Raw genomic sequence first — 11,385 nt, 5'->3', positions numbered from 1 at the left:
GGTTAGGCATTTCAGCCTTGATTTTCTTTGGTTCTTTCTTGTATCAAGACAAGAAAGAACGTGTAAACCGCTCTTTGTAATGCTTTTAGGTTGCGATGAAACGCTTCACTCTTACTCTTTGGAATACCACAGCGTTCATCGATTTACAGTAGGATAAGCCATGTAGTTACAAATGTTTAGCCCCTACGGGGCTGGAAGCGTTATTCGTTGTTCGTGAGTTGTTGTTCGTGAATATCACTCCATATGCTCTGTGTAACACCGAGTAACACTGTGTAACACTGTGTAACTCTGTGATACCTATTTAGTTGATGGTTGATAGTTGATAATAAATCCTAAACCTATGACATTTACCCTTTTACATGAACCTTGAGCCTTTACCTTTTATCCTTTATCCTTTATCCTTTATCCTTAAACACCCCCCCCACTGTACACTGCACACTTAATTATATCCTTCACTTTGCACAACATGACAAAACGAGGCTCTGTTTTGTATTCTAGACGACATTGGACAAAAAATTTTGATTGAACAGTATTGTATAATAATGCTTCATTAATAAAAAAGCTATTTTTCCCTACATTTTTTGCAGGAATCCTTCAACTTTATATCTTTACGTGTCAAAATAAACAGTACTTACAAAAATCATTGAAAAGCGATGCATTTACTTGAAGCTAAAGGAATAGAGAAACGCTACTCCAACCATTTGGCACTCGACGATGTTAGCATATCGGTGCCAAGGGGTAGCATCTACGGCCTTTTGGGGCCAAATGGAGCGGGAAAAACTACCCTTATCCGTATCATAAACCAAATTACTGGCCCCGATAGGGGCGAGGTGCTCTTTGATGGTCGGCACATGCAACCTAACGATATTTACCGTATTGGTTACCTACCCGAGGAAAGGGGACTTTACAAGAAGATGAAGGTGGGTGAACAGGCCCTATTCCTTGCACAGCTCAAGGGGCTTAGCCGTGCTGAGGCCATGAAGCGGTTAAAGTACTGGTTTGAGAAATTCGAAATTCAGGCCTGGTGGGATAAGAAAATTGAGGAGCTCTCAAAGGGTATGGCTCAAAAGGTTCAGTTTATGGTTACGGTTATCCATGAGCCTGAGCTACTCATTTTTGATGAGCCGTTTAGCGGGTTCGACCCCATAAACGTTCAGCTCGTAAAGGACGAAATACTGGAACTGAAACGTAAAGGGACAACCATTATCTTCTCAACCCACAATATGGCATCGGTTGAGGAGCTTTGCGACCATATCACCCTAATCAACAAGTCGCGTAACATCCTAAGCGGGCAAATTGATGAGGTGCGTCAGAGTTACGGTAGCAATGTTTTCGAAATAGCTTTCCGTGGCAATCCCGATTCACTAAGGCAAAAGGTTGAAGGTAGGTTCGAACTGTTGAAGATTGATACCGACAACTCGCTACCTAAGGCGCAGGTTAGATTAAAATCGCAATCCGATGCCAATAGTCTTTTGCAGGAATTGATTCTGGCTGTTGAAATAGTTTCCTTCAATCCCATTGTGCCTAGCATGCACGATATTTTTATACAGGTAGTGAAGGAGTATAATCAAAAGCACGGTTTAGTAATCAGTTAGGTTAAAACTTAAACTAGAAAATAGTATGAACAAGATATTTCTCATAATGCAGCGCGAGTTCATGACCAGGGTCAGGAAGAAATCGTTTATCATAACCACCCTGCTCTCGCCAATATTTTTTGCAGCCATAGCCATACTTCCAAGCTACCTGGCTTCGCTTGAGGTTACCGAGGTACGAACCGTTGCCGTGGTTGATAATACCAAACAGTATATTGATGTAATTCCCTCAACTGAGTATATCAAGGTTACTTACGTAACCGATACTCCTGCCGAGAAGGTTAAGGAAAACTTAAATGAAACAGGCTATTATGCCCTATTGGTGATTGACTCTACCTCCACACCTAATCAGGCAGCTTTCACCATTTACTCCCAGAAACAGCCTGCCATTGATGTTATGCAGCACCTGGAGAATACTTTAGAAAAGGAAATTGAGGCGCGCAAGCTTAAAACCTATAATATCGATAATCTTGATAAGATACTTGCCGATGTTAAAACCAGTATCTCAATAAAATCGATAAAGGTAAGCCAAACAGGTGAGGAAAAGGAGAGTAACACCCTAATTGCTATGGCAATAGCTTACATCATGAGCTTTTTGATGTATATGATGGTGCTTATTACCGGTAACCAGGTAATGCAGGGGGTTATTGAGGAGAAAACAAACCGCGTGGTTGAGGTTGTCATTTCATCGGTTAAGCCGTTTCAGATGATGGCAGGTAAAATTTTTGGGATGGCCTCAGTGAGCCTGCTGCAAATACTGATATGGGTGGTAATGACCGCTGCGCTTGCCGGGGTTGGTATCAACATCATAAGCAGCAAAATGACCACAAAACCAGCTACTGAGCAAATGCAGGCCATGGCCCAGGCTGACCCCCAAATGGCACAGGTTCAGGAACAGGCTACTGCAGTTGCAAACAGTGAGGGAATGAGTTTCCTTACGGCCCTCAAGAACCAGAACTTCCCATTACTCATTGGAGGATTTATATTCTACTTCCTTTTTGGGTACTTACTTTATGCGGCTATGTTTGCAGCCGTAGGCTCAGCAGTGGAAAGTATAACCGATACCCAACAGCTCACACTGCCAATTACCCTACCGCTGATACTGGCAATAATTGTGATGATTAGCGGAATTAAGTCGCCCGATGGGCCTTTAGCTTTCTGGTTCTCACTAATTCCTTTTACCTCGCCGGTTATTATGCTAACCCGTTTGCCTTTTGGCGTTCCAACCTGGCAGTTGGCACTATCGGCTACTCTGCTTGTGGGTACATTTATCCTTATTACCTGGTTAGCCGCCAAAATATACAGGGTGGGCATACTGATGTACGGTAAAAAGTACACCTGGAAGGAGATGATTAAGTGGATTAGCTACAGAGGGTAGAGTTTACAATGCTTACCATTGAACAGCTACTTGAAAGTTACGATAAACCCGGCACGGTTATCCTCCTTGAGGGTAAACGTGCCGTTTTACCTACCGACCAGCACAAACTAATTGAGGTTGGTAAGCTGCTCGCAGGCAGCAGTAAACATATTGTTTTCAGGAGCGGAAATGCCAAAGGCGCCGATTACTTCTTTTCGCAGGGAGTTTCGATGGTTAACCCATCGCGCTTACAGCAAGTAACCCCGTACCGCGGCCATAGAACTAAAGAGACTTTAGGCAGGCAAACGGTTTCGCTCGACGATGTTGACCTGGCAAGTGAACCAAACGTAATATTTCACACCAAGAACAGTAGCAATGTATCGCAGCTTATCGATAGCTTTCTTTCACTTGGCGATAATGCTTTAACCGTTAAGGCCCGATATTTACTCCGCGATACCATAAAGGTAGTGGGTACCTCTAAGTTGCAGCCTGCAACTTTAGCCATTTTTTACGATGATTTATCGAAACCCAAAACGGGTGGCACTGGGCACACCATGCGTGTATGTGAAAAAAATGGAATCCCCTATTTCGACCAACGGGTGTGGTTTAAGTGGGTGGAACAGTAAGCCCTTTAGGGCTTGGGTTTTTCCATCTTCATCGAGATGGTTTTATTGAAAATTCCTGCGCTAACAAGCTTGTCAAACTCTCGCGAATTCCTCGGTTTTAGGATAATCTTGGTGTTCTCTTTGTTTTCGTCATTAACTTTCTCGTATGGCACTATGTTGCCAATTTCCTTTTCAACCTCAGCAAGCTTGTTTGGGTCGAAATCGGAAAAGCTAATAAAAAGTGAATCGTTGCTTAGCTTAAAAATGTAAGCAATCCACACCAATCGACCCTTAACGCTATCGGAAAAGTTAACAACAAATCCACTGGAATATTCCCTAACATCAAGGTTTTTTCCTAGGGTTCCGGTTACAGTAAATTTGTTTCCACTGCCAAGCGATATGGTATTCCTGGTGATAGTTAGCGTGTCGTTATCGGAACTGATAAAAATTCCCGGAAATGCATTGTTTAGATTACTGATACTTTTTCCGTCAACAGGCTGAGGCTTGTTAAATACAATATTATTGCACGAGGTAAGCAAAAGTGCAAATAACAGAATGAATTGAGGAATTCTTTTCATTAAACTTTACTTTTTCCCTCTAAATAGGTATACAAAACCTTTAGCGCTTTCATATTGCCCGGAAAGGTCTTCTATAACGTAGTAGTAAACCCCTTCGGGCATATCGGTACCTTGGTTGTTCTTGCCATCCCAAACCAGAACACTCGATTCCGCTTTGTAAATTAAACCGCCAGAACGGGAAAATATACGAAAATCGAACCATGCCGTGCCGCTGGTGGGTACAATGAAGTTATCGTTTACCCCGTCGGAGTTAGGGGTAAATACGTTAGGGATATTTTCAAGCGGAACCTTTCCGCTAGTAAAGTCGGGCAGGACTCTTATTGTTTGAGTAAACTCGGCTGTTTGTCCGCTGTTTGAATTACGCACATCAAGCTTTACCTGATGTAATCCTGCAGTGGTAAAGGTATAGTAAATGTTTGGCCACTGGTCGAGCGCTACATCGTCGAAAGCGTTTCCGGCCAAAGGGCTACCATCAACCGTCCAGGTGAAGCGGAGGTTTCCCAAGCTATCGGGGTGGTTGGGTATTCGGTAAGCATTAAGGAAAATGCGTTTGTACGAGGCAAGTCGGCCTAAATTTCTATCGGGGAAAACAAAAAAGAAAGCAGGGCTAACAGGAATCTCGCGTGAGTGCGATAGGCTTTCGCCATTCAGGGTATAGTTCAGGGTAACGGTTACACTATCGTCCCAGCTTGTATAGGAGTATGTGTGTGTGGGCGCAACCTCGGTCGATGTGTTGGAGTCCCCAAAATCCCAACCTGTTGGTGTTACGCCTGTTCTGGGTATAAACTTTAGGGTTGATTGGCTTCCGATGTTGTTTGTTTCAACTAGTTGCCATGTGAAAACCGAATCGGCTTCAAAATTTTGTGAAAAGCTTAGGCATGGTAAAAGCATTGCAATTGCAATGGTTGCTGCAGTTGAGGTAATATCTTTAATCATTGCCGGCATGGTTTATCAGGTAAAATTAAGCAAAATCGATATTCTGTCTATATCTTTTCGGTTAATTTTTGAACAACCCTAAAGTTATTAAAAAATTCCTTAGCAAAAACACGAATTACTGTATAGCTTGGTATGGCAAGCAACATTCCAAGTATTCCGGCAACACTACCTGCAACCAGAAGAACAATAAAAATTTCAAGGGGATGAGCTTTTACACTGTTTCCGTAAATTAATGGTTGAAAAATAACATTGTCGATAAGTTGGGTAATTAGGAATACCGAAACCACCAGGATTGTGAATGTAAGCATGTTGGCTGTAAACCCTAGGTGAAGCTGTGTAGCCAATACTATGAGCGTACCAAGCACTGTTCCTGTAAGTGGCCCTACATAAGGTACTACATTCATTATACCTGCAATTAAGCCAACAACCACTGCTGTTTGAAAACGAACGCCAATAATGGTAAGCCCAATGGTGTCGAGCACCATTATGGCAGTGCTCTCAATTACTATACCCACAAAATAGCGGCGCAGGAGCTTGTTTATACTAACCAGCGCTCGAGTTATTTGCATTTCGTATTTTTCAGGGAATAGCAGAATTACGCTTTTAAAAAAGAGCGTGTCGTCCTTAAGGAAAAAGAAAGTTATGAAGCTTATGGAAAACAAGGCAATAACCAGGCTAATTAGCAGGTTGGCCGTGGATGAGAAGGCATTAGTTATCATTGAAACCGTAAAAATCCCCGATATTTTTGTTATCAGAAAATCCTGCAGCACAAATCCTTGGGCGCTTGCCGGCAAGTAGTTTTGAATGAATTGTTGAATGGAATTAATTGGTTCGGCAAACGATGCCACTAGGCTTTGTACATCAATTGACCCCAACTCGTTGAATTGTGCAATTACAAGTGGAATCATTACCCTGAAGAATGCTATGAAAAGTATCCAGATTGTAATGAGGGCAATGGTGGCTCCCAAAAAACGAGGTGGTGACCAGTTTCTGATTCTGATTGAAGAAATAAAATCGACAATAGGCTTACCCATTAGGCTAAGCACTGCCGATATGAGTATGTAGGCTACTATTGATGAAAAGTACCAAACCAAAAAAGCAACCAGTGCTACTACAAATCCAATAATGATATACCGCACAAGCTGGTTCATACTCCTAAAATTTATCAAACCTAATACAAAATGCTGAAAAATCAAAATGGGGGGTGATGGTTAAAGGTAAATAGTTAATGGTGGTTCGAAAGCCGTGAATCGTTAAACGAATATGGGGAAGTTAATGGAAGTTAAAGTACGTTAAAACAGGGCTATTCTGGCCTTTGGCCACGGTCTCCCGATTTCTGATTCCTGACTTCTTCATGAAAAATCTAAAAATCATTACTTTTGCAAATCATGAACCGATCAAATTACATACATCACTTTTTCCGATGTTGCCTTTAGTTTAGGGCAATTAAATAATTCTATGCAATTTTTGTCTTATTAAATCTTACTAGTTTGATATGAACCAAATAGCTATTTACAATACACTTACCCGCAAAAAAGAAGTTTTTGAGCCGCTTAACCCACCTCATGTAGGTTTGTATGTTTGCGGACCAACCGTTTATGGCGATCCGCATCTGGGCCATGCCCGTCCGGCAATCACCTTCGATTTGCTTTTCCGTTACCTCAAGCATTTGGGGTATAAGGTTCGTTATGTAAGGAATATTACCGATGTTGGGCATTTGGAGAACGATGCCGATGAGGGTGAAGACAAGATAGCCAAAAAAGCTAGGCTTGAGCAGCTTGAACCCATGGAGGTGGTTCAGTACTTTACCGATAGGTACCACAGCGCCATGAAGTTGCTGAACGTATTACCACCAAGTATTGAACCTAGGGCATCGGGGCATATAATTGAGCAGATTGAGCTGGTTAAAAAAATCATTGATAACGGTTTTGCATACGAGCGGAATGGTTCTATTTACTTTGATGTGGTTAAATACAACAAAAAGCATAACTATGGCATTCTCTCCGGCCGTAATATTGACGATTTAATGGCCAATACCCGTCAGCTCGACGGGCAGGATGAGAAGCAGAATCCGTTCGATTTTGCGCTTTGGAAAAAAGCATCACCACAACATATTATGCGGTGGCCATCGCCGTGGAGCGATGGCTTTCCCGGTTGGCATTTGGAGTGCTCGGCAATGAGTACCAAGTACCTTGGCGAACCTTTCGATATTCATGGGGGTGGCATGGATTTGCTTTTCCCGCACCATGAGTGCGAGATTGCCCAGAGCGTTGCGGCCAACGGCAAGCAAGCAGTGAGGTACTGGATGCACAACAACATGATTACCATTAACGGTCAGAAAATGGGTAAATCCCTTGGGAATTTTATCACCCTTGAGGAGCTTTTTACGGGTACACACAAGTTGCTTGAACAGGCCTATAGCCCAATGACCATAAGATTTTTTATACTTCAGGCTCAGTACCGTTCCACCCTCGATTTCTCGAACGAAGCGCTACAGGCTGCCGATAAGGGCCTTGCCCGCCTGATGGCGGCAAACCGCCAGCTCGATCGCATTAAACCATCGGCAACCTCAAGTGTAAGGGTCGATTTGCTAAAGGAAAAGGTTTACGAAGCCTTAAACGACGACCTCAACAGCCCAGTTGCCATTGCGGTTCTTTTCGATTGGGTTAGGCAAATTAACCTGCTTGCCGAGGGCAAGGAAACCATTAACGATTCCGATTTACATGAGCTAAAATCGTTCTTTAGAACAGTTATCTTTGATATCCTTGGACTTGTTGATGAGCATACGTCGGGCTCAAAGCATGCTGAGTTAACAGCAAAGCTGGTTGAGATGCTGCTGAATATGCGCATGGAGGCAAAACAGCGAAAGGACTTTGCCACATCCGACCGGATTCGCGATGAGCTTGCAAAGCTAGGGGTAATTGTTCGCGACCGTAAGGATGGGTTCGACTGGGAGTTGGAGTAGAGTTTCGATTAAGTATCTCTATTTTGAAATTTAAATCTAAAATCACCCAGAATTGGATTTTAAGAGGAATCAAAGTTTTGTCAACTTTGAAAAAGCGTTTTTACTTTTAAAAGATGCTTTAAGAAAAAATAATCAATCCGAACTGGAGAAAGCCGGAGTTATACATTACTTTGAGTTTACTTTTGAACTTGGATGGAAGACACTGAAGGATTACCTTCAAGAAATGGGTGTTGAAGCAAGATTTCCACGCGATACCATAAAGGAAGCATTCACTAACGGACTTATTCAAGATGGAGACCTATGGTTCGACATGCTCGAAAAACGGAACCAAATGTCGCATACCTACGATGAATTTACTGCAAATCAATCGTTCCAAATGGTGCGCGATGAATTTATTCATGGTATTGAGCAGCTCTACACTAAATTAAAGGATCTTAGGTAATGGAAACATTTGGTATATCCGAGAAGAGTTATTTACTGATTGTTGATGTTTTAAAAAGTTACCCTGAGGTAGAAGCTGCAATTATTTTTGGGAGTAGAGCAAAAGGAAATTATAAAAACGGGAGCGATATTGACCTTGCGTTGATTGGTGAGAGTTTAAACAGCAAAATAATTTTAGACATTGCTGGTATTCTGAATGAGGTAATTCCTATTCCCTACCATGTTGATGTGGTTAACTACCATTCAATCTCTACTCATGAACTTAAGGAGCATATCGATAGGGTAGGCAAGGAATTTTACAAAAAAGGGTGTTGACCAAGCAGCACCCTTTTTTATTCTTGAAATTATGAAAATTTTATCGATTAATATATCTTTGTCTAAAGAGTTTTTAAGGTGAAAAGATCTAGAAAAATTATTAATTTGCACAAAATAAATTTTCGGTAAACGAATGATACTTAAAGAAAACATAACATTCGAAGAGGTTTGTGGTAAAACTTTTAAAATTAGAGTCGTTGAAGCTTCAGAATATGGTCAAGCAGCATTAACTCATTATTTGCATAATTATCAAGATAAGGAATCAGAGTTTTATAGAAAAGAAGCGATTCAACATGTTAAAAGAGCCCTTGAGTATAAATACCCAATGGTGGACATAACATCGACAGCCGCTGAAACTGCCTTACAATTAATGTTATTTGATTTTAAGGATGATGTACCCTTCCCAAGTCCAGAGTCACCAAAATTTAAATTTATTGATTTATTCGCAGGGATTGGGGGATTTAGAATTGCGATGCAAAACCTAGGAGGGAAATGTGTTTTTTCTAGCGAGTGGGATGAGCAAGCAAAAAAAACATACAAAACTAATTTTGGTGAAGTGCCTTTTGGTGACATTACTAAAGAAGAGACTAAAAGTTTCATTCCTGACAACTTCGATATTTTATGTGCTGGATTTCCTTGTCAAGCATTTTCAATTGCTGGGAAAAGAGGTGGTTTTGAAGATACAAGGGGTACTTTATTTTTTGATGTTGCAGATATTATTAACAGAAAGAGACCTAAAGCTGTTTTCCTTGAAAATGTGAAAGGTTTAATAAATCATGATAGAGGGAAAACTTTACGTACAATTCTTAACGTACTGCGTGAAGATTTAGGATATTATGTTCCTGATCCCCAAATAATAAACGCAAAAGACTTTGGTGTCCCCCAGAATAGAGAGCGCGTTTTTATTGTTGGTTTCAGGAGAGATTTAGGTATAAATTCTTTTGAATATCCAAAGCCGTTAAGCATTAAATTAAGTTTTAGTGACATAAAAGAGAAAGAGCAAGTATCAGTTAAATATTATTTATCGGAAACTTATTTAAATACATTGATTAATCACAAAAATAGACACGCTAGCAAAGGGAATGGTTTTGGTTTTGAAATTATACAAGATAGTGGGGTTGCGAATGCTTTGGTATGTGGAGGAATGGGAAGAGAAAGAAATTTAGTAGTTGATGATAGGCTTAAGGATTTCAAGCCAGTTACTAGAATTAAAGGTGAAGTTAATAGAAAAGGAATTAGAAGAATGACACCAAGAGAATGGGCCAGGCTTCAAGGTTTTCCTGATAAATTTATAATACCTGTTTCTGATGCTTCTGCCTATAAGCAGTTTGGCAATTCTGTTGCTATACCAGCTATTCAAGAAACAGCAAAAATAATACTAAAAACAATAGGAATTGATTAATTATGCTTACTGGAAACAAAGGCGAATGGAGTGAAATTTATGCACTTCTTAAAATTGTAGCTGATAAAAAATTATATGCAGGTGATGAAAATCTTAACAAAATAGAAAACCTTGTATTCCCTATAATTAAAATATTACGTGATGAATCTGATGGAACATATTGTTTTTCTTTTGATTCCAATTTAGTTGTTATTAATGGAGTAAATGAAGTTTTTCATATTCCCATTAATGATTTTCAGGATAAAGCCACAATATTATTGAGAGAAATTAAAAATGCTAACGCCTCATCTTTTAATATATCAGATATAGAAGAATTCTTAAATAGATTTAATTGTCATTCATTAAAAGCCAAATCAACTGTAAAGAGTGATATTAGAATAGTAATTCATGATTTTAGGACAGGTGCACAACCAGAGTTAGGTTTTAGTATTAAATCTCAACTTGGAGGTGCATCTACATTGTTAAACGCTGGTAGGTCAACAAATTTTATTTATAAAATTGAAGATATTGAATTATCCGACGAACAAATAAATGAAATAAATTCGATAAACACAAAAAGTAAAATTAAAGATAGAATTGAATCAATAATTAGAAAAAAAGGGAAAATAAAATTTGTTAAAACTGAAAATACTACTTTTGGAAATAATCTAACTCTAATAGACAGTTCATTAAGTATTATATTGTCAGAAATAGTTTATCTTTTCTACACTTCACACTATTCATTATTGGTAGAGTTAATAAACCAAGTATCGAGGCTCAATCCACTTCATTATGATTTATCTGGGAGCCATCCTTTTTATGAATACAAAATAAAAAGGTTTCTAACGGAAATTGCTCTAGGTATGATGCCTTCAAAAGTATGGACAGGTGAATTAGATGCTACTGGGGGCTATTTAGTAGTTAAAGAAAGCGGCGAAGTGCTATGTTATCATATTTACAATAGAAATGAATTCGAAAATTATTTAATAAACAACACAAAATTAGAAACTGCAAGCAGTAAAAGGCACGAATTCGGAATTATTTATAAAGATGTTAATGATTATTTTATTAAATTAAATTTACAAATTAGGTTTATTAAATAAACAATAAACAAAAAAGGAAAATATATTTTATAGTTTTTCACATCCGTCCAAAATAAAATTTTGTAGATAAAAAATGGGAGTTGGAAATATCCCCGTTAAGGGATAGTTTTAC

At 39.5% G+C, this 11,385-nt stretch carries 11 protein-coding genes; 8 read left to right on the top strand and 3 right to left on the bottom strand.

The genetic code is table 11. From position 1 onward, the window contains the following. Positions 1–653: 653 nt before the first annotated feature. From WHS63_RS12775 to WHS63_RS12765, 3 genes are read left to right on the top strand one after another with little or no spacing between them, the layout of a single operon-like run. On the top strand, positions 654–1,595 hold the full coding sequence (locus WHS63_RS12775; RefSeq protein WP_445205442.1) for an ABC transporter ATP-binding protein: 942 nt from the start codon (positions 654–656) through the stop codon (positions 1,593–1,595). Between the two features lie 25 nt (positions 1,596–1,620). Next, a complete protein-coding gene (locus WHS63_RS12770; RefSeq protein ID WP_445205441.1) occupies positions 1,621–2,970 on the top strand; it encodes an ABC transporter permease in 1,350 nt (449 codons plus the stop codon). An 8-nt stretch (positions 2,971–2,978) separates the two neighbouring features. Further along, on the top strand, positions 2,979–3,575 hold the full coding sequence (locus WHS63_RS12765) for a hypothetical protein (RefSeq protein ID WP_445201362.1): 597 nt from the start codon (positions 2,979–2,981) through the stop codon (positions 3,573–3,575). A 5-nt stretch (positions 3,576–3,580) separates the two neighbouring features. On the opposite strand, the gene WHS63_RS12760 is transcribed toward WHS63_RS12765, so the two are convergent. From WHS63_RS12760 to WHS63_RS12750, 3 genes are read right to left on the bottom strand one after another with little or no spacing between them, the layout of a single operon-like run. Next, complete coding sequence (locus WHS63_RS12760) at positions 3,581–4,132, bottom strand: hypothetical protein (RefSeq protein WP_445205440.1); 552 nt, start codon at positions 4,130–4,132, stop codon at positions 3,581–3,583. 6 nt (positions 4,133–4,138) lie between these two features. Further along, complete coding sequence (locus tag WHS63_RS12755; RefSeq protein WP_445205439.1) at positions 4,139–5,068, bottom strand: T9SS type B sorting domain-containing protein; 930 nt, start codon at positions 5,066–5,068, stop codon at positions 4,139–4,141. 47 nt (positions 5,069–5,115) lie between these two features. Continuing rightward, the gene (locus tag WHS63_RS12750) at positions 5,116–6,219 is read right to left on the bottom strand and encodes an AI-2E family transporter (RefSeq protein ID WP_445205438.1); all 1,104 of its coding nucleotides are present in this window, start codon (positions 6,217–6,219) and stop codon (positions 5,116–5,118) included. 344 nt (positions 6,220–6,563) lie between these two features. Between WHS63_RS12750 and cysS the strand changes: the two genes are divergently transcribed. The 5 genes from cysS to WHS63_RS12725 all read left to right on the top strand — a co-directional run bounded on the left by cysS (position 6,564) and on the right by WHS63_RS12725 (position 11,273). Continuing rightward, on the top strand, positions 6,564–8,033 hold the full coding sequence (gene cysS, locus WHS63_RS12745) for a cysteine--tRNA ligase (RefSeq protein WP_445205437.1): 1,470 nt from the start codon (positions 6,564–6,566) through the stop codon (positions 8,031–8,033). 52 nt (positions 8,034–8,085) lie between these two features. Beyond that, a complete protein-coding gene (locus WHS63_RS12740) occupies positions 8,086–8,475 on the top strand; it encodes a nucleotidyltransferase substrate binding protein (protein ID WP_445205436.1) in 390 nt (129 codons plus the stop codon). After that, a complete protein-coding gene (locus WHS63_RS12735; protein WP_445205435.1) occupies positions 8,475–8,789 on the top strand; it encodes a nucleotidyltransferase domain-containing protein in 315 nt (104 codons plus the stop codon). The genes WHS63_RS12740 and WHS63_RS12735 overlap by 1 nt, the downstream gene beginning before the upstream one ends. A gap of 133 nt (positions 8,790–8,922) precedes the next feature. Next, positions 8,923–10,191 (top strand): DNA cytosine methyltransferase, encoded by a 1,269-nt coding sequence (locus WHS63_RS12730; protein WP_445205434.1) that lies wholly within the window; start codon positions 8,923–8,925, stop codon positions 10,189–10,191. Positions 10,192–10,193: 2 nt separating this feature from the next. Beyond that, on the top strand, positions 10,194–11,273 hold the full coding sequence (locus WHS63_RS12725) for an HpaII family restriction endonuclease (RefSeq protein ID WP_445205433.1): 1,080 nt from the start codon (positions 10,194–10,196) through the stop codon (positions 11,271–11,273). Positions 11,274–11,385: the final 112 nt, after the last annotated feature.

Origin of the sequence: Tenuifilum sp. (assembly GCF_037481895.1) — a bacterium.
GTDB classification, from domain to species: Bacteria; Bacteroidota; Bacteroidia; order Bacteroidales; family Tenuifilaceae; genus Tenuifilum; species Tenuifilum osseticum.
The sequence above is the reverse complement of the archived record's forward strand: the minus strand, read 5'-3'. Positions and strand labels throughout refer to the sequence as shown.

What these genes read in the sequence shown, in the direction of transcription:
- WHS63_RS12770 (WP_445205441.1), top strand. Translation starts at nt 1,621, where the DNA reads ATGAACAAGATATTTCTCATAATGCAGCGCGAGTTCATGACCAGGGTC.
- WHS63_RS12765 (WP_445201362.1), top strand. Translation starts at nt 2,979, where the DNA reads ATGCTTACCATTGAACAGCTACTTGAAAGTTACGATAAACCCGGCACG.
- WHS63_RS12775 (WP_445205442.1), top strand. Translation starts at nt 654, where the DNA reads ATGCATTTACTTGAAGCTAAAGGAATAGAGAAACGCTACTCCAACCAT.
- WHS63_RS12760 (WP_445205440.1), bottom strand. Translation starts at nt 4,132, where the DNA reads ATGAAAAGAATTCCTCAATTCATTCTGTTATTTGCACTTTTGCTTACC.
- WHS63_RS12730 (WP_445205434.1), top strand. Translation starts at nt 8,923, where the DNA reads ATGATACTTAAAGAAAACATAACATTCGAAGAGGTTTGTGGTAAAACT.
- cysS (WP_445205437.1), top strand. Translation starts at nt 6,564, where the DNA reads ATGAACCAAATAGCTATTTACAATACACTTACCCGCAAAAAAGAAGTT.
- WHS63_RS12725 (WP_445205433.1), top strand. Translation starts at nt 10,194, where the DNA reads ATGCTTACTGGAAACAAAGGCGAATGGAGTGAAATTTATGCACTTCTT.
- WHS63_RS12755 (WP_445205439.1), bottom strand. Translation starts at nt 5,068, where the DNA reads ATGATTAAAGATATTACCTCAACTGCAGCAACCATTGCAATTGCAATG.
- WHS63_RS12735 (WP_445205435.1), top strand. Translation starts at nt 8,475, where the DNA reads ATGGAAACATTTGGTATATCCGAGAAGAGTTATTTACTGATTGTTGAT.
- WHS63_RS12750 (WP_445205438.1), bottom strand. Translation starts at nt 6,219, where the DNA reads ATGAACCAGCTTGTGCGGTATATCATTATTGGATTTGTAGTAGCACTG.